The sequence below is a fragment of the Mycolicibacterium alvei genome (assembly GCF_010727325.1).
In the GTDB taxonomy this organism is placed as follows: Bacteria; Actinomycetota; Actinomycetes; order Mycobacteriales; family Mycobacteriaceae; genus Mycobacterium; species Mycobacterium alvei.
Genome location: NZ_AP022565.1, coordinates 5,041,165 through 5,062,145, shown reverse-complemented (window position 1 = coordinate 5,062,145; position 20,981 = coordinate 5,041,165). Strand labels below are relative to the sequence as shown.

At 66.0% G+C, this 20,981-nt stretch carries 20 protein-coding genes and 1 pseudogene; 8 read left to right on the top strand and 13 right to left on the bottom strand.

Annotation, left to right across the window (positions count from 1 at the left end):
* Positions 1 to 7: 7 nt before the first annotated feature.
* Entirely contained in the window at positions 8 to 1,516 is a 1,509-nt protein-coding gene (locus G6N44_RS24250) for a flavin-containing monooxygenase (protein WP_163668449.1), read from the bottom strand.
* Positions 1,517 to 1,616: 100 nt separating this feature from the next.
* On the opposite strand from G6N44_RS24250, the gene G6N44_RS24245 reads away from it, so the two are divergent.
* Positions 1,617 to 2,846, top strand: a complete 1,230-nt coding sequence (locus G6N44_RS24245) for an Rv1453 family transcriptional regulator (protein WP_163668447.1) — start codon at positions 1,617 to 1,619, stop codon at positions 2,844 to 2,846.
* Between the two features lie 6 nt (positions 2,847 to 2,852).
* On the opposite strand, the gene G6N44_RS24240 is transcribed toward G6N44_RS24245, so the two are convergent.
* Positions 2,853 to 3,218 carry an Rv1152 family transcriptional regulator gene (locus tag G6N44_RS24240; protein WP_163670308.1) on the bottom strand — a complete coding sequence of 122 codons (366 nt, stop codon included), beginning with the start codon at positions 3,216 to 3,218 and terminating at the stop codon, positions 2,853 to 2,855.
* A 36-nt stretch (positions 3,219 to 3,254) separates the two neighbouring features.
* Between G6N44_RS24240 and G6N44_RS24235 the strand changes: the two genes are divergently transcribed.
* Entirely contained in the window at positions 3,255 to 3,983 is a 729-nt protein-coding gene (locus G6N44_RS24235) for an NAD-dependent deacylase (protein WP_163668444.1), read from the top strand.
* Here G6N44_RS24235 and G6N44_RS24230 read toward each other — a convergent pair.
* The 3 genes from G6N44_RS24230 to G6N44_RS24220 are packed head-to-tail and all read right to left on the bottom strand — an operon-like array spanning position 3,980 to position 7,678.
* Positions 3,980 to 4,615, bottom strand: coding sequence for a class I SAM-dependent methyltransferase (locus G6N44_RS24230; protein WP_163668442.1), 636 nt, complete (start codon positions 4,613 to 4,615; stop codon positions 3,980 to 3,982). The genes G6N44_RS24235 and G6N44_RS24230 overlap by 4 nt on opposite strands.
* Positions 4,612 to 5,343: a TetR/AcrR family transcriptional regulator gene (locus G6N44_RS24225; RefSeq protein WP_163668441.1), complete on the bottom strand. Its 732-nt coding sequence runs from the start codon at positions 5,341 to 5,343 to the stop codon at positions 4,612 to 4,614. Before G6N44_RS24225 ends, G6N44_RS24230 begins: the two co-directional genes overlap by 4 nt.
* Before the next feature lies 1 nt (position 5,344).
* Positions 5,345 to 7,678, bottom strand: coding sequence for an MMPL family transporter (locus G6N44_RS24220; RefSeq protein ID WP_163668439.1), 2,334 nt, complete (start codon positions 7,676 to 7,678; stop codon positions 5,345 to 5,347).
* Positions 7,679 to 7,831: 153 nt separating this feature from the next.
* Between G6N44_RS24220 and G6N44_RS24215 the strand changes: the two genes are divergently transcribed.
* Together G6N44_RS24215 and G6N44_RS29725 are read left to right on the top strand one after the other, a co-directional pair.
* The gene (locus G6N44_RS24215) at positions 7,832 to 8,368 is read left to right on the top strand and encodes a DoxX family protein (RefSeq protein ID WP_163668437.1); all 537 of its coding nucleotides are present in this window, start codon (positions 7,832 to 7,834) and stop codon (positions 8,366 to 8,368) included.
* An 83-nt stretch (positions 8,369 to 8,451) separates the two neighbouring features.
* Positions 8,452 to 8,583, top strand: a complete 132-nt coding sequence (locus tag G6N44_RS29725) for a hypothetical protein (RefSeq protein WP_088305117.1) — start codon at positions 8,452 to 8,454, stop codon at positions 8,581 to 8,583.
* Between the two features lie 78 nt (positions 8,584 to 8,661).
* Here the strand turns inward: G6N44_RS29725 and G6N44_RS24210 are convergent, their stop codons facing one another.
* From G6N44_RS24210 to G6N44_RS24200, 3 genes are read right to left on the bottom strand one after another with little or no spacing between them, the layout of a single operon-like run.
* Positions 8,662 to 9,675 (bottom strand): NAD(P)H-dependent flavin oxidoreductase, encoded by a 1,014-nt coding sequence (locus G6N44_RS24210; RefSeq protein WP_163668434.1) that lies wholly within the window; start codon positions 9,673 to 9,675, stop codon positions 8,662 to 8,664.
* A gap of 16 nt (positions 9,676 to 9,691) precedes the next feature.
* The gene (locus G6N44_RS24205; RefSeq protein WP_163668432.1) at positions 9,692 to 10,456 is read right to left on the bottom strand and encodes a 3-hydroxyacyl-CoA dehydrogenase; all 765 of its coding nucleotides are present in this window, start codon (positions 10,454 to 10,456) and stop codon (positions 9,692 to 9,694) included.
* A gap of 52 nt (positions 10,457 to 10,508) precedes the next feature.
* Positions 10,509 to 11,594, bottom strand: a complete 1,086-nt coding sequence (locus G6N44_RS24200) for a CaiB/BaiF CoA transferase family protein (RefSeq protein ID WP_163668430.1) — start codon at positions 11,592 to 11,594, stop codon at positions 10,509 to 10,511.
* A gap of 112 nt (positions 11,595 to 11,706) precedes the next feature.
* Here G6N44_RS24200 and G6N44_RS24195 point away from each other — a divergent pair, with 112 nt between their 5' ends.
* Together G6N44_RS24195 and tet(V) are read left to right on the top strand one after the other, a co-directional pair.
* A complete protein-coding gene (locus G6N44_RS24195; protein ID WP_163668429.1) occupies positions 11,707 to 12,510 on the top strand; it encodes an enoyl-CoA hydratase in 804 nt (267 codons plus the stop codon).
* 76 nt (positions 12,511 to 12,586) lie between these two features.
* The gene (gene tet(V) / locus G6N44_RS24190; protein WP_163668427.1) at positions 12,587 to 13,867 is read left to right on the top strand and encodes a tetracycline efflux MFS transporter Tet(V); all 1,281 of its coding nucleotides are present in this window, start codon (positions 12,587 to 12,589) and stop codon (positions 13,865 to 13,867) included.
* A gap of 19 nt (positions 13,868 to 13,886) precedes the next feature.
* On the opposite strand, the gene G6N44_RS24185 is transcribed toward tet(V), so the two are convergent.
* Positions 13,887 to 14,408, bottom strand: coding sequence for a gamma carbonic anhydrase family protein (locus tag G6N44_RS24185; protein ID WP_090518556.1), 522 nt, complete (start codon positions 14,406 to 14,408; stop codon positions 13,887 to 13,889).
* 279 nt (positions 14,409 to 14,687) lie between these two features.
* Here G6N44_RS24185 and G6N44_RS24180 point away from each other — a divergent pair, with 279 nt between their 5' ends.
* Entirely contained in the window at positions 14,688 to 15,482 is a 795-nt protein-coding gene (locus tag G6N44_RS24180; protein WP_235682863.1) for a fasciclin domain-containing protein, read from the top strand.
* A 13-nt stretch (positions 15,483 to 15,495) separates the two neighbouring features.
* Here G6N44_RS24180 and G6N44_RS24175 read toward each other — a convergent pair.
* The 3 genes and pseudogenes from G6N44_RS24175 to G6N44_RS24165 all read right to left on the bottom strand — a co-directional run.
* A pseudogene (locus G6N44_RS24175) lies at positions 15,496 to 16,230 on the bottom strand (acyl-CoA dehydrogenase family protein); the annotation flags it as partial.
* Positions 16,231 to 16,233: 3 nt separating this feature from the next.
* Positions 16,234 to 17,028: a crotonase/enoyl-CoA hydratase family protein gene (locus G6N44_RS24170; protein ID WP_163668423.1), complete on the bottom strand. Its 795-nt coding sequence runs from the start codon at positions 17,026 to 17,028 to the stop codon at positions 16,234 to 16,236.
* Positions 17,025 to 18,185 carry a thiolase family protein gene (locus tag G6N44_RS24165; protein ID WP_163668421.1) on the bottom strand — a complete coding sequence of 387 codons (1,161 nt, stop codon included), beginning with the start codon at positions 18,183 to 18,185 and terminating at the stop codon, positions 17,025 to 17,027. The genes G6N44_RS24170 and G6N44_RS24165 overlap by 4 nt, the downstream gene beginning before the upstream one ends.
* 201 nt (positions 18,186 to 18,386) lie before the next feature.
* Here G6N44_RS24165 and G6N44_RS24160 point away from each other — a divergent pair, with 201 nt between their 5' ends.
* Positions 18,387 to 19,178 carry a FadR/GntR family transcriptional regulator gene (locus G6N44_RS24160; protein ID WP_163668419.1) on the top strand — a complete coding sequence of 264 codons (792 nt, stop codon included), beginning with the start codon at positions 18,387 to 18,389 and terminating at the stop codon, positions 19,176 to 19,178.
* A gap of 12 nt (positions 19,179 to 19,190) precedes the next feature.
* On the opposite strand, the gene G6N44_RS24155 is transcribed toward G6N44_RS24160, so the two are convergent.
* Positions 19,191 to 20,939 (bottom strand): DUF3556 domain-containing protein, encoded by a 1,749-nt coding sequence (locus tag G6N44_RS24155; RefSeq protein WP_163668417.1) that lies wholly within the window; start codon positions 20,937 to 20,939, stop codon positions 19,191 to 19,193.
* Positions 20,940 to 20,981: the final 42 nt, after the last annotated feature.

Genomic DNA, 20,981 nt, shown 5'->3' with positions numbered 1-20,981 from the left:
ATCAGTCTCAGCGAGCGAGCTGAGGCGCCCGGTCGGGATCGTCGGCACTCTGCCGCGATCCGAACCGCAGAGCCGAGTCTTCGACGGGGCCGTTACGCAGCGTCTGTGCGTCGATCGTGTAGTTCATCGTCATCTGCCACGGTCCGTCGACGCCCTGGCGGGGCATCTCCTCGATCGAGCGCTGCACGTACCCGGCTCCGAAGTCCAGAAGCGGGCGGGTCTGACCCCCGGCGAACTCGGGTTGCACGGTGTCGAATCCGTTGTCGTCCATGTGCTTCAGCAGTCGGCAGAAGTGCTCGCAGAGCAGTCCGACCTTCAGCGTCCACGACGAGTTGGTGTAGCCGAACGCGAAGGCGAAGTTCGGCACGCCCGAGAGCATGATGCCCTTGTAGGCCACGGACTCGGCGAGGTTCACCGGCTCACCGTCTACGGTGAGCGACATCCCGCCGAACAGCTGGATGTTGAGTCCCGTTGCGGTGACGATGATGTCGGCGTCCAGTTCGCGGCCGGACTCCAGCAGGATGCCCTTCTCGGTGAACGTCGCGATGCGGTCGGTGACCACCGAGGCACTGCCGTTACCGATGGCCTTGAAGAGGTCTCCGTCGGGCACCGCACACAACCGCTGGTCCCACGGGTTGTAGTGGGGCGCGAAGTGCTCGTCGACGGGGTATCCCTTGGGCAACTTGGCGGCGTTGACCTTCCGGATCAGCCAGCGGGCCGCAGTCGGGAACTTCTGGCACAGCGTGTAGACGGTGCGCTGCTTGATGACGTTCTTGCGCCGGGCCGCCGCATAGCCCAGGTGATCGCCCAGCAACCGCCTGGCGGTGTTGGCGAAGGCGTCCTTGGCCGGGACGGGAAGCACGTAGGTGGGCGATCGCTGCAGCATGGTCACGTGCCCTGCGGTCGGTGCCATCGACGGCACCAGGGTCACCGCAGTGGCACCGCTACCGATCACGACGACCTTCTTGCCGGTGTAGTCGAGGTCCTCGGGCCAGTGCTGGGGATGCACGATCTGGCCGGTGAATCGCTCCTGCCCTTCGAAGTGCGGGGTGTAGCCCTCGTCGTAGCGGTAGTAACCGCCGCCGCAGAAGAGCCAGTTCGCCGAGATCTGCACGAGTTCCGGATCCGCGCCGTCGCTGCCGGTCCGCTCGACGTCCACGGTCCAGGTGGCCGTTGCGGAATCCCACGCCGCGCCGAGCACCTTGTGGTGGAACCGGATCTTCTCGTCGATGCCGTTCTCTGACACCGTCTCACGCAGGTAGGCCAGGATCTTGTCGGCAGTGGCGATGGCGTGCTCGTCGCGCCACGGCTTGAACTCGTAGCCGAAGGTGTGCAGGTCGGAGTCCGATCGAATACCGGGGTACCGGAACAGGTCCCACGTGCCGCCGGTGGCGCCACGGGCCTCCAGAATGGCGTAGCTGCGGCCGGGGTGCTCGCGCTGCAGATAGTAGGCGGCACCGATACCGGAGATGCCGGCGCCGATGATGAGTACGTCGACGTGTTCGGTGTGGTTCATGTCTCAATGGTCCCGACCGGAAGAACACCGCCCAAGGTCAGAAATGCCGAACTTCACCCAATCGGTGGTGCACTTTGCACCACCGCTCTACGCTGGGGAGATGGTGTGGCAGCCACCGTCGCAGCGGGTGCAGGACCTGATCCGGCAGTGTGCACAGATTGTCATCAATCCCCGGCAGGAATGGCTCGACGCGTTCGATGCCGCAGTCCTGGCGGCCAGCCCCACAATCGCGTCCGACCCCGAACTGGCCGGCGCCGTCATCCGCAGCAACCACGCCAACCTGTTCTTCTGGGGCACGGCGAACGTCCGCGATCCGGGCGCTCCGGTGCCGCCGAACACCGGACCGGAGCCGCTGAGCATCGCCCGGGAACTGGTGCGCCGCGGCGTCACCGAGTTTCCCCTCGATGCCTACCGGGTCGGCGAGGGTGTGGCGTGGCGTCGTCTCATGGAGATCGCCTTCGAGCTCACGTCGGACCCTGCCGAACTCCACGAGATGCTGGATGTCTGCTCGCAGTCCATCAGTACGTTCGTCGACACCACACTGGCCGGGATCGCTGCCCAGATCGACCTGGAACGCGACGACCTGACCCGCGGCACCCACGCCGAGCGGCGCGAGACCGTCGCGCTGCTGCTCGAAGGTGCTCCGATCCCCCGGCAGCGCGCGGAAGCGCGCCTGGGCCACGCGCTGACCGGAGTCCACACGGCTTCGGTGATCTGGAGCGAGGATCCCGGCGGCGACATGTCCGGGTTGGACCGGGCCGCCGAGGCATTCGGCCAGGACTGCGGCGATCCACGACCGTTGAGCGTGCTGGCGAGCACCGCGACCCGCTGGGTGTGGGCGGCCGGTAACGCCGACCTCCAGCACGGCTTCGAGGCGCTCACCCGTGTCGCTGGAGACCTGGACGGTGTCCGCATCGCCGTCGGACCAGCCGCCCAAGGTCTGGATGGCTTCCGACGCAGCCACTTCGATGCGATCACCACTCAGCAGATGATGGCCCGGCTGCACTCCACGCAACAGATCGCACGGTTCACCGACGTCGAATTGATCGCACTCATCACCGCCGAACCCGATCGCGCTGCCGAATTCGTCAGCCACAATCTCGGCGCGTTCGAGACGGCCGACACCGAAATGCAGGCAACGGTCAGGGTGTTCGTCCACGAACAGTGCAACGCTTCGCGCGCCGCGACGAGGCTGTACCTGCATCGCAATACGCTGCTGCGCCGACTGGCCCGCGCCGACGAACTTCTGCCCCGCCCACTGGCCGAGAACAGCGTCGCAGTCGCCGTCGCGCTGGATGTACTCCGCTGGCGCGGCGACGCGACCGGTTGAACCCGATCAGTCGAATGCGTTGTCCAGATAGCGCAGGGCATCGGCCTTGCCGATCCCCAGCGCACGAGCGGCCTCGGCGAACGAATGCGCGGCGGTGGCCATCGCCGCATCGGCCGGATCGGCCCGTGCGACGAACGTGCCGTACCGCCCCCGGGTCTCCAATACCCCCGCCGACTCCAACTCGCGATAGGCCCTCGCCACGGTATTCACCGCGAGCCCGACCTTCCCCGCCAGTTCACGCACCGTAGGCAATCGGGCACCCGGTGTCAGGCGTCCCTGCCGAATACCCTCGATAATCTGGACCCTGAGTTGATCGAACAACGGCTTTTCCCCGCTCGAATCAACCAGGACCCAATCCCCCAACTCGACCACATGCTCAGTATCACCCAAACCGACTACGTTGGTCATGTGCAAGTGACTGTCCTCAGTGGTGCCGGGATCTCGGCAGAGAGCGGTGTACCCACATTCCGCGATGTCGAGACGGGCCTGTGGGCACAGGTGGACCCGTACGAGATATCCAGCATCGAAGGCTGGCAGCGGCATCCGGAGAAAGTCTGGGCCTGGTATCTGTGGCGCCACTACATGATGTCCCAGGTGCAGCCCAATGACGGGCATCTGGCCGTGGCTGCCTGGCAGGATTTCGCCGACGTACACGTCGTCACCCAGAACGTAGACAACCTGCACGAGCGCGCCGGCAGTACCAATGTCTACCATCTGCACGGAAATCTGTTCGAGTTCCGTTGCGATGCATGCGGTTCGAGGTTCGAAGGCGATCTGCCCGCTATGCCGGAGCCGGTCGAGACGATCGCCCCTCCGGTGTGCCCGTGCGGCGGCCTGATCCGGCCGAGCGTGGTGTGGTTCGGCGAGCCGCTGCCCGACGACGCCTGGCAGCACTCGGTACTGGCGGTCAGTAACGCCGATGTGGTGATCGTGGTGGGCACCAGCTCAGTCGTCTATCCGGCGGCAGGCCTGCCCGAGGCCGCCCTGGCCGCGGGCACCGTGGTGATCGAGGTCAATCCGGAGCGCACACCGTTGTCCGACAGCGCGACGGTTTCCCTACGTGAGACCGCGGCCGGTTCCCTGCCGAACCTGCTGCAGCGGTTGCCTACGCTCCTCGGTAGTCGCGACGTCGGCTAGGCAGGCCGAACCGCACGCCCGATCGCGAACTCCGTCACCGGCAGTGGCACCCAGTCCGGCATCGCGATCTCACGATGCGCAACCTCAACCTGAAATCCGCTGTCTGCGATGGTCCGCTCGGTGTGCCGATGAGTGTGGCAGTTGCCGAACAACCGCGGCCAGACGGTGGCATCGGCCACCCGCTGCATCCCGGCCCGCCAGCCACTACCGGCGACATGCTCCAGGTACCGCAGCTCCCCGCCCGGCCGGACCATCGAAAATAGCTGCCGTAGAACAGTATCCGGCCGATCGATCGAGCACAGCACCAGCGAGCAGACCACTGCGTCGAATGGTTCTGTGCTGCTGAATCTCTCGGCGGTGTCGCTGGTGACGGTTACCGACACCGGGGCTTGGACCGCCGCTCTGCGGGCAACTTCGGCGAGGTGACGTTCTGGCTCGATGGCGACCACCTCGGTGACCGTGGACGGGTAGTAGGCGAAGTTCGTCCCGGTGCCCGCGCCGATCTCCAGGACCCGCCCGCTGAGTCCGGCGAGGTTGTCACGGCGCAGTCGACGCAGCGCCTTCGGCTCCGAACTCGACAGCGTCTTCCACACCCGGGCGAAGAACGGATTGTCTGAGGTCTTGTCAGTCACGGCAGGTGCCCTTCTTCGATGTCATCAGCACTGTGTTCATCGGCCAGTCCCTTCAACCGGGCGATGGTCTCCATGGGTTCCAGATCGGTTCCGATGATCCCAGAGACGATCTGACCGGTGCACACCGCGCGCAGAACTCGATCGGTGAACTCCTCGACATCGCCCCACGGCAGATACGGTTTGGAGATCAGCAGGGCGGCCACCCCGTGCGCTGCGGTCCACAGTTCGAGCGCCATCGCGGTGGCGTCCCCGGGCGGGTAGATCCCCTCGGTGATGAGTGCGGCTATGGTCGCCCGCATGTGCTGGAATGCCGAACTGTTCAGCGCGGTGTCGACGTCGCTGCCGGGTCTGCCCTCACCCATGGTGGCCAGCCGATACAGCTCGGGTGTTCGCCTGGCGAAGTTCACATAGGCGTGGCCCTGCGCGCGCAGCACCTCGATGGTGGGTGGGTGATCGACCCCGGCCGGCCTGGAAGCCCGCTGCATCTCCTCGTCGAGTTTCTCGAAGTACCGCGAGCAGACCGCGTCCAGCAGCGTGTCCTTGTCGGCGAAATGCAGGTAGATCGACGGTGAAGTCACTCCGATGCGCTGGGCCACCGAGCGGATCGACACTGCCTTGGCATTGCCGGTATCCAACAGCAATTCGGTTGTGACATCGAGGATCTGATCACGCAGAAGCTCGCCGGAACCACGTGGGGCGCGGTGTCGTTTACGCGGTTGGGTCGTCACGCTAGCCGGCGTCCGTCACACCGGCCCCGGCGCGTTCGCGTTTGCCGCCATCCCCGGGAGCGTCACCGGGCGCACCAGGGTCCAGATCGTCCGGACCCGACTCGCTGATCCCGATCCGCTTGTGCAGCCGGGCCAACGGTGCCGGTGCCCACCAGTTCCACTGGCCCATCAAATGCATGAATGCCGGCACCAACAGCATGCGTACCAAGGTGGCATCGACGAGAACCGCGATGGTCAGGCCGAGACCGAACATCCGCATGAAGGCCACCTGCGCGGCGATCAGTGCGGCGAACGAGATCGACATCAACAGCGCCGCAGCTGTCACCACGCGACCGGTGCGGGCCAGGCCGAGCGCGACGCTCTCGTCGTTCCGTTCGCGTGCGGACATTTCGGTGCCGTCGGGACGGACCAGGCCGGGTGACAGCCAGTACTCGCGGATCCGCGAGACCAGGAACACCTCATAGTCCATCGACAATCCGAATGCGATGCAGAACAACAACACCGGCAGGTTGGCCACCAAGGTGCCTGTCGATGTGGTGCCGAGCGCACCGAGGTGGCCGTCCTGGAAGATCCACACCAGCGCACCGAATGCCGCCGACAGGGACAACACGTTGAGCACCAACGCTTTCAGTGGGAGCACCACACTGCCCGTGAGCAGGAACAGCAGCACGAAGGTGATGGCCGCGATGATGCCGAGCACCATCGGCAACCGGGACGTGATCGCATACGAGCTGTCGCGGTTCACCTGCGCCATGCCGGTGAACTGCACCTCGGTCGGTGCCGGCACCGCGTGCAGAGCGTCGAGCTGAGCCTCGGAGGCGTCGCTGAACAACGGCACGTGACTACCCACGGTGAGAAATGCACTGCCGTCGGCGATTCCGGTTCCCGAGGCCGGCGGGCCGACCCGACGGCCGTCGACAAAGGTGCCCCCCGGCGCGGACACCGAGGCACCGTCGGCTGCCTGCGACAGGTCGCGTGCGTAGCGGTCGAGTTCGGCCGGCGGCAACGCGGTCACGTCGGGCAGCACCACGGTGACCGCAGTCGAGGAATCGACCGCGAAATCGTTGCGCAGTTCGTCGCCGAGCTGGCGGGACGACGCCGAGGGCGGCAACACCCGGTCATCGGGGAAGCCCCACTTGATACCGAGGAAGGGAGCACCCAGCATCAGCAGCAACGCGATGACCCCGATCCCGACCGGAACCGATCTACGCATGACCCGCTTGGTCGTCCGGTACCAGAACGTCTGCTCGACGGGTTTGTGCAAGGGTTCAGGCCGACCGAGGATCCGCCGGAGGAACCGGCGCACGTCGTAGGCGTCGAGACGGTCACCGAGCAGCGCAATGGCGGCCGGCGCCACGACGATGGCCGCGAACGCCGCCAGCGCCACCACCGCGATACCCGCGTAGGCGAAGGACTTGAGGAAGTACATCGGGAACAGCACCATCGCCACCATCGACAGCGCCACCGTCATCGCCGAGAACAGCACTGTGCGCCCGGCAGTCGCCATGGTGCGTACCAGAGCCCGATCCGGTTCGACTCCGTCGGCCAGTTCGTCGCGATAACGGCTGATGATCAGCAGGGTGTAGTCGATCGCCAGCGCCAGCCCCATCGCGACGGTGAGGTTGAGGGCGAAGATCGAGACGTCTGTGACCATGGTGAACCCGCGCAGCACCGCCAGCGATCCGAGGATCGCGAAACCTCCGACGGCAAGCGGCAGCGCGGCGGCCAGCAGTCCGCCGAAAACCCACACCAAAACGAGGAAGCTCAACGGGATCGCGATGGATTCCATCATCAGCAGGTCTTTTTCGCTCTGCCCGTTGATCTGGACGTAGATCATCGCCTCACCCCCGGCCCGCACGGTCACGCCGTCACGGTCGTGCACGAGTTGATCGGTGAGTGCCTTGGCGTGCTTCTGCGCGCCGCTCTCCCCGCCGGTGATGCCCGCCAGGACCAGCCCGGTCTTGCCGTCCTTGCTGATCAGCGTGGCTGCCGCGGGTGCGGGTACGGTCCAGGCCGAGCTGACCTGGGTCACGTACGGAGATCTTTTGAGCTGAGCGGCGATGTCGGTGCCCGCCGCACGCGCGGCCGGGCTCTGGGCGCCGGTGGCCGAGTCGTCGGTGACGCTGATGACCAACTGCATGTCTCCGCGGGCGAACTTGTCCGAGAGTAGCTGGGTGGCCTGCGCAGATTCCGAAGTCGGATCCTGGAATCCGCCCGCCGACAGGCTCTTGGCGACGGGAATGCCGAAGATGCCCGCGGCGACCATCGCCAGTGCGGCGACGATGAGGACCCGCCGCGGTGCGGCGAGGGCCAGATGCGCGATTCGGTGCAGCACGTAGTGTCCTTCCCCAATGGGTATCGCCGTTAAGTTAACAACGGTAAGTTTCCAGCGTCAACGTGGGCCTCGCTCTACACACGGACCCCGACGCCGAAGGGTTCAACTCCGAGTGCGCGATGAATTCGGACGCCTCCCTGCGTCTAATAAGTCATGACAATCACCACCGACGCCGAAACCGCGACCACACGCATGACCGATACCGGGTTGCTCATCCTGCGCATCGCCACCGGCGCAACCATGCTGCAAGCCGGCCTGATCAAGGCATTCGACTTCGGCACCGCCGTGGGATTCATGGAATCCAGCGGTTGGCGGTTCCCCGCGTTCGGCGCGTTCATGGTGACCGCGGCCGAAACCCTGGGCGGCATCGGCCTGCTGCTGGGTGCCCTTACCCCGCTGGCCGCCTGTGCGGTGATCGGTGCGATGGTCGACGCCTGGGCTGTGAACGTCTCGGCGGACGCCTTCTGGTCCCAGCCGTTCAACGTTCCGTTCCTGGCCGCATTCGCCGCCGCCGCTCTGCTGTTCACCGGCGCCGGCGCGTTCTCGGTCGATCACCGGGTATTCGGCCGGTCCAAGGTGTCGGCCAAGGCGGCGGTCGGGCTATTGGTGATCGGCGTCGCAGCCGCCGTGGTGACCTGGATCGCCCTGAACGGGACGAACCCCATCCACGTCACAAGCCCTACTGGCTAGAAACCTACCGAAAAGTAGGATTGCCACCATTTTCCGAACCGTAACTCAAAGATTCCTTAATAGTGACCCATACGCTCAGTGTCATGTGGATCGACGACACCAGTGCAGATGTCATCAAGGTCGACTTCGAGGCCCTCTACCACGGCGATTTCCTCGTCGAGGGCGACACCTCGGAGCAGTTTGACGACTACCAGGAGCTGCCCACCGCAGTATGAGAAAACGCGCGCCTCGCGGCGCGCGTTTCCCATCTTCAGTTTGCCGTAATTTGCCCTTCCCAGGGCCGCAGTCCTCGCTCAGGCGAGGACTGCTTCCTTCTCAGACTCGGCTTCGCCCGCACCGACCATGTTCGCCAGGCGCCCACTGATCAGCAGCTCGGCGTCCGCCACCATTCGCGAGACGAGTTCGCCGCAGGTGGGAATGTCGTTGATCAGACCCATCGAGGTTCCGACCGACCAGATGCCTGCGTCGAGATCACCGACCTCATAGACCTTCACGCCGCGTTTGCCGGCCACCAGATCCTTGACGTCCTCGAACTGGCCGCCGTCTTTGAGGATCTGCACCACCTCACGTGAGACCGCGTTGCTTGCGACCCGCGCGGTGTTACCCAGGCTGCGGAAGATCAGCTCGGTGTCGAGCTCCGTGCCCGCCACTATCGCTTCCTTGACCTTGTGATGAATCGACGACTCGGCGGTGCACATGAACCGCGAGCCCATGTTGATGCCATCGGCGCCCAGCGCCAGCGCGGCCACCAGACCACGCGCATCGGCGAAACCACCCGAGGCGATCATCGGGATGTCGATCTTCTCCGACGCCGCCGGGATCAGGACCAGGCCTGGAATGTCGTCCTCGCCCGGATGACCGGCGCACTCGAACCCGTCGATGCTGATGCCGTCCACGCCCAGGCTCTGCGCCTTCACAGCGTGGCGCACCGAGGTGCACTTGTGCAGCACCTTGATACCGTTGGCGTGGAACATCGGCAGATGCGGCGCCGGGTTGGAGCCCGCGGTCTCGACGATCTTGATGCCCGAGTCGACGATCACCTGGCGGTACTCGTCGTATGGCGGCGGGTTGATCGTGGGCAGGATCGTCAGGTTCACCCCGAACGGCTTGTCGGTGAGCTCACGACACCGCTCGATCTCCTTGGCCAGATCGGCCGGAGTGGGCTGTGTGAGCGCGGTGATGAACCCCAACGCACCCGCATTGGCCACGGCCGCAACGAGTTCGGCGCGGCCGACCCACTGCATGCCACCCTGCACGATGGGGTGCTCGATCCCGAATGTCTCGGTGAACTTCGTCATCAATGCCATAAATTCGCCTTCCTAGTTACCGCGGAGCCATGCGGATAGCGCCGTCGAGGCGGATGACCTCGCCGTTGAGCATCGGGTTCTCGATGATGTGCACAGCCAGGGCGCCATACTCATCGGGATCGCCCAACCGGGCTGGGTGCGGCACCTGCTGGCCCAGCGAGCGCTGAGCCTCCTCGGGCAGCGAGCCCAGCAGCGGCGTCTTGAACAGACCCGGCGCGATGGTGCACACCCGGATCAGCTCACGCGACAGATCCCGCGCGATCGGCAGGGTCATGCCCACCACACCGCCCTTGGACGCCGAGTAGGCGGCCTGCCCGATCTGACCGTCGAACGCCGCGACGGAGGCGGTGTTGATGATGACGCCGCGCTCTGCTGAGTTCCTGCCGTCGAGCGGCGTAGTCCTGGCGATGCGCTCGGCGCTGAGCCGGATCACGTTGAATGTGCCGATCAGGTTGACCTCGACCACCTTGCGGAACCCATCCAGTGGGAACGCACCGTTCTTGCTCAGGGTCTTGATCGCGTTGCCGATGCCCGCGCAGTTGACGTTGATCCGCACCGGGCCAAGCGATTCCGCGACATCGAGTGCCTCGGTCACGCCCGCCTCGTCGGTGACGTCGGTGGCGACGAACTTGGCCCGATCACCCAGTTCGGCCACGACCTCTTCACCCTTGAGGTCGATCACGACCACCTGGGCGCCGGCATCGAGCAGCCGCTTGGTGGTGGCCAGGCCCAGGCCGGAGGCACCGCCGGTGACGACGGCTACCGCGTCTTTGATCTCCACTTACCGCATTCCTTTCCGGCCGGCATGGCGCCGACCTCCTGATGTGGTTGAACTAAACCCAGTCCCGCAGAACGGCTTCGGTGTCCGCTCCGCGCGGGCCCGGCGGTGTCGGCACCGCCGGGGTGCTGCGGGAGAACCGTGGTGCCGGCATCGGTTGCAGGTTGCCGCCTTCGTCGAAGAACGTGTTGCGCTCGGCAATGTGCGGCTCGGTGAGGACCTCGGCGAAAGACAGCACCGGTGCCGCACACGCGTCAGTGCCGGCGAACACCTCGGCCCAGTGGTCCCGGTCGTGCGCGGCGAATGCCTTGGTGAAGGCCTCGCGCAGCTCGGGCCAGCGGGCCATGTCGTTCTGGCCCGGCAGATCGGCATCCTCCAGGCCCAGTCCCTTGAGCAGCTCGGCGTAAAACTGCGGTTCGATCGCCCCGATCGACATGTAGCGGCCATCGGAGGTCTCGTAGGTGTCGTAGTACGGAGCGCCGGTGTCGAGCATGTTGGTGCCGCGCTCGTCGGACCACAGGCCCTGGCTGCGGAAGCTCCACATCATCTGCATCAGCACACTGGACCCGTCGATCATCGCCGCGTCGATCACCTGCCCCTTGCCCGAGCTCTGCCGCTCGAACAGTGCCGAGAGGATGCCGACGAGCAGGAACATCGACCCACCACCGAAATCACCGGCGAGGTTCAGCGGTGGGACGGGACGTTCCCCCGCGCGACCCACGGCGTGCAGCAGGCCGTTGAGGGAGATGTAGTTGATGTCGTGGCCGGCCTGCAGGGCCCGTGGGCCTTCCTGTCCCCAACCCGTCATGCGGGCGTAGATCAGTCGTTCGTTGACCTTCGCGCAGTCCTCAGGCCCCAGACCCAACCGCTCGGTGACGCCGGGACGGAAACCCTCGATCAGCACGTCGGCCTTCTCGATGAGTGTGAGCACCAGCGCGCGGCCCTCGTCGCTCTTCATGTCCGCGGCCACCGACCGGCGGTTACGCAACATGGTGTCGGCACTGGGCGTACCGGTGTCCTTGCCCGGCCGCTCGATCCGCACCACATCGGCCCCAAGATCGCCGAGAATCATCGCCGCGTGCGGGCCCGGGCCGATACCGGCCAACTCCACGACGCGCAAACCTTGCAGTGGTCCTGCCATGCTCTTTCGCCCCTTTGCGTGTTGGCCTCGGTTGACCGGTGACATAGCTTACTTGTATAACCTTCTCGACCGGCATGGCCATAGCCATCCCCGCCAGACCTAAGGTGCATAGATGACCGTGACCCGCGAATACCCCGACGTAGAAGACGTGACCGTATCGCTCGAGGGCGCCGTGCTGTCGGTGACGCTGAACCGGCCGGACAGCCTCAATTCGCTGACCCAGAACATGCTCGTGGCAATCGCCGATGCCGTTGATCTGGCCGCCACCGACCCGGATGTGCGGGTGGTTCGCCTCGGCGGCGCGGGCCGCGGGTTCAGCTCCGGCGCCGGCATCAGTGAGGAAGACCAGAAGGCCAAGAGTCACGACGCCGCGGGCGTGCTCGACGCCGCCAACCGTGCCGTCGCCTCCATCGTCGCGCTGCCCAAGCCGGTCGTGGCCGTCGTGCAGGGACCGGCCGCCGGCGTCGGGGTGTCACTGGCCCTGGCGTCCGACGTCGTGCTGGCCTCGGAGCATGCCTTCTTCCTGCTGGCGTTCACCAAGATCGGGTTGATGCCCGACGGCGGTGCCTCGGCTCTCGTTGCCGCCAACATCGGCCGGATCCGGGCCATGCGCCTGGCGCTGCTGGCCGACCGCCTCACCGCCACCGACGCTTACGACTGGGGTCTGATCAGCGCGGTGTACCCGGCCGACGAGCTCGACGCCGCGGTGGACAAGGTCATCGCCAAGCTGCGGTCCGGTCCGGCGCTGGCCCTGCGCGAGACCAAGCATGCCGTCAACGCGGCCACCCTCACCGAGCTCGAGGGCGCCTTCGCCCGCGAACGCGAGGGCCAGCTGCAGCTGCTGGCGTCCGACGACTTCCGCGAGGGCACCAAGGCCTTCCAGCAGAACCGGCGCCCGGAGTTCACCCAGCGGTAGCTGCCCGCCGGGCGCCCAGCGGCGAAAATCGTTGGACCCGAACCCCTCCGGGTGGGCACCATCAAATGTTGTGAGCATGCACCACGACACGGAGGTGCCGGTCGGCCAGACCGGCGGCTGGGGCGTGCTCGCACCCTTCCGCATCCGCGAATACCGGCTGTTGATCGCCGCGGTCACGTTGTCGATCTTCGCCGAAGGTATGTGGTCGGTGGTGATGGCGTTACAGGTCATCGCGATCGACAACGATCCGGCCTCGCTGTCGCTGGTGGCCACGTGCCTCGGAGTCGGCTTGGTGGGGTTCGTCCTCGTCGGCGGGATCGCCGCCGACCGGATCAACCAGCGCACGATCATCATCGCGGTGGAGACCGTCAATCTGGTGACGGTCACGACGGTCGCGGCACTGGGCCTGCTCGATGTGCTCAAGATCTGGCACCTGGCCGTCGCGGCGGGCATTCTCGGCATCGCCGCGGCGTTCTTCTTCCCGGCCTACAGCGCGCTCCTGCCGCGCATCCTTCCGCCGGAACAACTGTTGGCGGCCAACGGCGTCGAGGGTGTGGTGCGCCCGGTGTTCCAGCGATCGATCGGTCCCGCAATCGCGGGCATGGTGATCGCCGCGACCTTCCCCGCGCTGGGGGCAGCGGTGGTGGCGGTACTGTTCGGGCTCGGCCTGGCTCTGCTGGTGGCCACCCGGGGAACCGCGGATCCGGTTGCGGCACAGGATGACAGCGTGCGGCCACCCGTATTGCGCGATCTGCGTGAAGGTTTCGCGTTCATGGTGCGCACCCCGTGGCTGCTGTGGACGCTGTTGTTCGCCAGCATGTTCGTGCTCGTCATCCTCGGGCCGATCGAGGTGCTGCTGCCGTTCATCGCCCAGGACCGGTTCGCCGACGGCGCCCGGGCCTACGGATTCATCCTGGCGTTCTTCGGATTCGGCAGCGCCCTGGGTGCATTGACGGTGTCCTCGCGCCGGATGCCGCGGCGCTACCTGACCACGATGATGCTGATGTGGGGGCTGGGTTCGGTTCCGCTGGTGGTCGTCGGCGTCACGTCGTCGTTCCCGTTGATGGCGGCGGCCACGTTCAGCATCGGCGTCACCGACGGTGCCGCGATGGTGATCTGGGGAACGCTGCTGCAGCGCCGGGTGCCGACGGAGATGCTGGGCCGGGTGTCGAGCCTGGACTTCTTCGTCTCGCTCGCGTTCATGCCGCTGTCGTTCGCGATCGTCGGCCCGTTGTCGAAGGTCGTCTCGATGGAGTCGATCTTCCTGGTGGCCGGGCTGTTACCCGCCGTCCTGGCTACGGTCGCCGTGACCGCGGCCCGGATGCCGCGCGACGAGGTGGCGCACCCGCTGCGCTGACTCACGCCTGCTCGCCGGATTACTCCGCGTCGCGGTGCAATCCGGTCAGGTGTGTGTAGGCCGCCGCGTTGAGTTGGTTGTGGCCGACCTCGTCATCGCTGAGCTCTCGGCGCACCTTGGCGGGCACACCGGCCACCAGCGAGCGCGGCGGTACCACCATGCCCTGGGGCACGACCGCACCGGCGGCCACCAGCGAGCCGGCACCGATCACCGCGCCGTTGAGCACCACCGCACCCATCCCGACCAGGCTGTCCTGCTCGACGGTGCAGCCGTGAAGCACCACGTTGTGACCCACCGTCACCCCGGTGGCGATCCGACACGGAAAACCCGGGTCGACGTGGACGGTCACGCCGTCCTGGATGTTGCTGCCCGCACCGACCTCGATGGGCTCGACCTCGGCGCGCAGCGTGGCGCCGTACCAGACGCTGGCACCGGCGGCCAGCGAAACCTGGCCGATCACACTGGCATTGGGGGCAACCCAGGCGTCCGGGTCGATCTGCGGGGTATGACCGGCGACGGAGACGATCAGCGGCTCTGGCATGCCGGTCATGGTAGACAGCCGACCGGCCGGCTCACGCGCCTCGCCCCGGCACCGTGGCCGAGCACCCGAAAAGACCAGGTCACAGGCACCCGGGTCGTCGGAGTCGGCAATTCGGCTTTGCCGTAACCATGTAGTAACCCTTACCATCCGATGCGGCGCCGCGGGATCGCTGAGGCTGTTTTGCTCGCGGTGCTCGCCATCGTCACGCCGAGCACCGTGTAACGCGCCACCGCCGGCCGACGATTACAGGCTAGGCATGAGCGGGAGGAAAACCCACCGATGAAGAATCGCACCAAGACCCTGGGCGTTGCGGCGGCGGTCGCCGCTGTGACGGCGTCGCTGCCGCTGGCAGTCACCGCCTACGCTGACCCGGCGCCGACGACGACCACCGCTCCGGTGGTGGAGATCCCGGACCCCCAGGGCCCGGGCTGCGACAACTTCAAGAAGGCAATGCCGGATTGGAAGAGCCTCGCGGATCTGCCGACGGGCAAGGTTCTGGCGAGCATCCCGGACATCAGCACGTTCAACGCGGCACTGTCCGGCGGCTTGAACCCGGACGTCAACATCGTTCCGGTGCTCGACAACGGCCCGTACGTGATCTTCGCGCCGACCAACGACGCGTTCGCTGCCATGGAACCGGGCAAGCTCGACGCGCTGAAGGCCGATCCGGCCGCGTTGACCAGCCTGGACTACTACCACGCCTTCCTGGGTCTGCTCGGCCCCGACGACGTCAAGGGCCAGCGCCCCACCCAGCAGGGTGCCGAGGTCAAGGTGACCGGCAAGGGCGGCGACATCAAGGTCAACGACACCGCCAAGCTGGTGTGCGGTCCCATCCAGTCCCAGAACGCCCGCATCTACCTGATCGACACCGTGCTGGACCCCAACACCCCGCCGGAGGCCCTGGTGCCGACGATCAGCGGCACCAGCACCACGCCCACCACCGCGCCCACCACCACGGCGCCGGAAGCGATCGCCGACGCCGATCGGCTGATCGACCCCTTGCGGACTCTCGCCGATCAGACGTATAACGTGCCCCTCTTCATCTCGCAACGGGCGAGTTTGGCCTTCTCGTAGAAGCGATCCCGGGAAGTCGCTCCGAGGGCAGGTTGGTCATCAGGTGGTAGAAACCGCGACCTTCCTTGCCGAGCAGGTTGGCGTTCGGCACGCGCACGTTCTCGAAGTGCAGCTCGGAGGTGTCCTGGCTGTGCAGGCCCATCTTGTCGAGCTTGCGCCCGCGGGTGAAGCCCTCCATGCCCCGCTCCACCACGAACAGGGTGAAGCCCTTGTGGCCGGCCTCGGGGTCGGTGCGCGCGACCACGACACACAGGTCGCAGTTGATGCCCGAGGAGATGAAGGTCTTGGAGCCGTTGATGATCCAGTCGTCACCGTCACGCACCGCAGACGTCCGGATGCCGGCCAGGTCGCTGCCAGCGCCCGGCTCGGTCATCGCGATCGCGATGATCAGCTCACCGCTGGCGATGCCGGGCATCCAGCGCTGCTTCTGCTCGTCGTTGGCCAGCTCCTTGAAGTACGGGCCGACGACGTCGTTGTGCAGGCTCAGCGCCGGGCCGTGCACACCCGCCTTGGCGAGCTCCTCGTCGATGATGGCGTTGAACCGGAAGTCATCCGAGCCGCCGCCGCCGAACTCCTCGGGCATGTTGAATCCGATGAGGCCGTACTTGCCCGCGGCGGTGTAGGCCGACCGGTCGACGATGCGCTCGGTCTCCCACTTCTCCGCGTGGGGCACGAGCTCACGCTCGATGTACTCCTTGACCGTCGCGCGGAACGCTTCGTGTTCGGCGGTGTAGATCTGTCGCTTCATGGCTTACTTTGCCTTCCAAACAGGTTCGCGCTTCTGAGCGAAGGCCAGTGGGCCCTCCTTGGCATCCTCGGTCTGCAGCAGGGTCCTGAATTCGTGGTTGGTGCGCTTCCAGCCGTCCTGGTCGCCGGTGATGACGCCCTCGTCGACGCCGTAGGCAACCCGCTTGGAGGCCTGCACGGCCAGCGGGGCATTGCCCGTGATCCGCTCGGCGAGCTTGAGTGCGGCATCGACGACGGTGCCGTCGGGCACGACCTGGTTGATCAGGCCCCAGCGCAGCGCGTCGGCCGAGGTCATCGGTTCACCGGTGAACAGGAGCTCGTTGGCCACCTTGCGAGGCAGTTGCTCGGCGATCCGGAACACGCCACCGGCACCGGCGATCAGGCCCCGCTTCACCTCGGGCAGACCGAACTTCGCGCTTTCCTCGGCGACGATCAGGTCACTGGCCAGGGCCAGTTCGGTGCCCCCACCCAGTGCGGTGCCGTTGACCGCGGCGATCGTCGGCTTGTCGATGAAATGGCTGACGTAGCCGGCGAATCCGTATTCCGGATGCTCGGGGTGAAAGAGGTTCTCGCCCCGCGAGATCGCCTTCAGGTCGGCGCCGGCACAGAACGACTTGTCGCCCGAACCCGTGATCACCACGGCGCGGATCTCGGGATCGTTCTGCGCCTGCTCCAACGCGTCGCCGACGGCGATGCTGACCGAGCCGTTGATCGCGTTGCGCGCCTCGGGCCGGTTGATCGTAATGAGCAATACGTTGCCGCGCTTCTCTACGAGCGCGCCGGGCTGGGTGTCGGTCACAGGAGCTCCAGAATGGTCGCGTTGGCCTGGCCGCCGCCCTCGCACATGGTCTGCAGGCCGTACTGAATGTTGTTGTCGCGCATGTGGTACAGCAGGGTCGTCAGGATGCGGGCACCCGAACCACCGAGCGGGTGGCCCAGAGCGATCGCGCCACCGTTGGGGTTGACGCGGCTCTCGTCGGCGCCGATGTCCTTGAGCCAGGCCATCGGAACCGGGGCGAACGCCTCGTTGACCTCGAATGCACCGATCTGGTCGACGCTCAGGCCGGACTTGGCCAGAGCCTTCTGGGTGGCAGGGATCGGTGCGGTCAGCATGATGACCGGGTCGGCGCCGGCGAGCACGGCGGTATGCACCTTGGCAAGTGGCTTGAGCCCCAGTGCTTTTGCCTTCTCGGCCGACATGATCAGCAGCGCGGCCGAACCGTCGGAGATCTGGCTGGAGTTACCAGCGTGGATCACGCCGTCCTCCTTGAAGGCCGGCTTGATCGCGGCCATGGACTCGACGGTGCCGCCGCGACGGATGCCGCCGTCTTCCAGAACTGTGCTCTTGTTACCGTCCGCATCCGTTACCTTGATCCCGACGATCTGGTCCTTGAACGCACCGGCATCCTGTGCGGCAGCGGCCTTCTCGTGCGAACGCAGCGAGAACTCGTCGAGCTGGGTGCGCGACAGGCCCCACTGCTCGGCGATCATCTCGGCGCCGACACCCTGGTTCGGGGTCTGGCCGTTGTAGCGCGCCCGAAAGGCCTCCGGGTAGGGGTGCCCGCCGTTGGCCAGCGAGGAGCCCATCGGAGTGCGCGACATCGACTCGACGCCACCGGCGACCGCGACGTCGTAATGCCCGGCGATCACACCGGCGACGGCGAAGTGCAGGGACTGCTGACTGGAACCGCACTGGCGGTCGACAGTGACACCGGGAACGGTCTCCGGCCAACCGGCGGTCAGCAGAGCGGTGCGGGCGATGTCGAGGGCCTGCTCACCGGCCTGCATGACGCAGCCCCAGATGACGTCGTCGACGAGGGCGGGGTCGATGCCGGCGCGCTGCACGAGGCCGTTGAGGACCTGGGCGGACAGCTCCGCCGGGTGGACACCGGACAGGGCGCCGTTGCGCTTCCCGACTGGCGACCGGACGGCCTCGACGATGACGGCTTCAGCCATGACTTCTCCTTTGAAGGGTGGGGCGCTACCCCGATTGGACCCGATGGGGCACTCGAGGTGAAAATAACTCAGTAGGTTTACTAGGTCAACCTACTAGTTGGTAGGCGTCGATCACGACGATCCAGCGGTAGTCAGATGGTTTACTGAGTTGTATAGCTGACCATCCGGCCAGCACGACGTTGTCTTACCTGGGAGTGTCTGGTGGCTCGAACCACACCGCTGGCGCCGATGATCGGCCCCGACGCGATCGCACCGCAGGCACCGGTCCGTTCCCCGAAGACCGCCGAACTCGTCGCGGGCACACTTCGGCGCATGGTCGTCGACGGCCAGCTCAAAGAGGGCGACTTCCTGCCCAACGAAGCCGAGCTCATGGAGCATTTCGGGGTGAGCAGACCGACGCTGCGCGAGGCGGTGCGCGTGTTGGAATCCGAGCGCCTGGTCGAGGTCCGACGCGGCTCCCGCACCGGAGCCCGGGTTCGGGTGCCCGGCCCCGAGATCGTCGCCCGGCCGGCGGGCCTGCTGCTCGAGCTCTCCGGCGCCGACATCGCCGATCTCCTGGTGGGACGCGCGGCAATCGAGCCGATGGCCGCGCGCCTGCTCGCCGAGAAGGGCGATGAGGCGGCGTTCGCGGAACTGGAACGGATGCTCGACGAGCACATCCCACGCGACCATCAGTCGGACCAGTTGGCCGCGACCACCGGCGACTTTCACCGCCGTGTCGTGGAACTGTCGGGCAATGCCACACTCGGCATCATTGCCGGCATGCTGCACGAGATCACCGTGCGCCACCATGCCTTCCTGTTCAAGGAACGCAGGCCGGTCTCGAAGACCGACTACGACAAGCTCATGCGGTCCTACCGCAAGCTGATCCAGATCATCCGCTCCGGGGACGGCGACGCCGCCGAGGCACATTGGCGCAAGCATCTCGACACTGCGCGCATCCTGATGCTGCAGGACATCGAGAGCGTCAAGGTCCGCGACGTCATGCGCTGAGGACCTTGCCGATCAGGATCGCGGGGCGGAAACCGATTCCACGTCGTAGACCGGCAGTTCGTCGTCCCAGGGCTGGCGCGTCACCATGTCGGCAACCTTGACGTATCCCCGCTCGAATTCGCCGGTGGCGGCGTCGACGAGCCGGTACTGCTGGGTCTGATGCTGGATCGGCTGCGCGTCGAGCATGACGATGCGCACCTCCCCCGGCTCGAAATGACATCGCTTCTGCAGCGCGGCCACGAGTTGCTCGTTGCTCATGTGCCCGTCACCGAAGTTCCAGCCGATGGCCGTGGAGACGATCCGCTCACCATCGGTCAACACGTAGTCGTCCTCGTTGTGGCCGACCATCGCCCGGTGCGCCAACGTAAACAGGGCCCGGCCGTGGGAATTGAAGCCGCGGAACGCATATCCCATGTACAGGTACATCTGGGCAACCTCCGGGCTGCCGTAGTACCGCTCCATCTGAGAGGCGGGCATGCTGGCGATCGCGACGATATTCTTCTCGATCTTCTCCGCGGCCGACGGCTTGATGCACCACAACGAGGTGTCCCAGTTGCCGGCGTAGTAGCGCATGCCGGGCAGGAACGAGATCTTGCGAGGGAACAGGTTTCCCAGCACCACGATGCCCGCGACAACGGCGAACAACACGATCGGCCACGGGCTGGTGAGATCACCGAGGCCGATCCCGGCATGCCCGACGAACAGCGCCAGCACGGAGAACATCATGAAGACGTTCCACTCCAGTGGCACCCCCATCGGGATGGAGCTCAGGATTCCGAAGTGGAACACCAGCATGACGAATGCCGCGATCGTCGTCGCCCAACCCCCGTGGGAGAAGAACAGCACCAACGGAACCAGACCTTCGACGGCGGTGGAGAAATGTGCCACGAAGCGTGACGGTCGGCCGGGTCGAAGGTCGTCCGGGAAATGCTCGAAGAACTTGCGTTTGATGAACCGTGGCCGGAACACCGGGTTGTTGCTCATCATCGTCGAGATGACGAACGGGAAGTGTTTGGTGAGCTTGGATGCCGCCGCGCCGATCCAGATGGTCAGGCAGATGAGCTTGGCCGCGATGATGATGTCGGCGCCGCTGAAGAGGAAGCAGACCGCCAGCGAGCCGTAGACCTCGCCGCGGGCGGCCAGGAAGATCACCTTGTCGCGCAGACCGGCCACGGCCAGCAGACCGACGATCGTGGCGGTCTGCCACACCGGCAGCACGCCGATCTCGCTGCCGAGCGCCGGGATGGGACCGGTGCCCTGCGAGAACAGGGCGATGACGAGTACCACCAGTAGCGCCGCGTACAAAGCGACGTCGACGACGGTGCGGTCGTCACCCTTGGTCAACGGCACCCGGTTGGGCCACGGTGGTAGCCGAATCGTCTTGGGTCGCAACCAGTACAGGACCGAACCCATGGGCGGGAAGAACCGGTTGTTCAGCGGCCCGAAGCCGCAGCCGAGACCGATGACCTCGAACAGCATCGTGTAGAACACGACCTTCTGGTAGACGATCGGCTCGGCGTACCAGGAGGAAACTTCGGAGAACCCGCTCAGCCCTCCCAACCCGGTGGTGGTCAGCGCGATCAACCAGGCACCGAGGATGTAGGCCAGGATCTTGACGACGTAGAACAGGTGCAGTGCCACCGGGGTCCCGAAACCGACCTCGGCCCAGTGCCGCGCCATCGGCTGGATCTTCTGCGCGCGAGTGCCCTTGCTCCACTGCTCAAAGTCGATCTCGGGAGATTCCTGTTTGAGAAAACCCATACTGCTCAGACTAGAACGTGTTCTAGTCCCGGGGTAGCCATT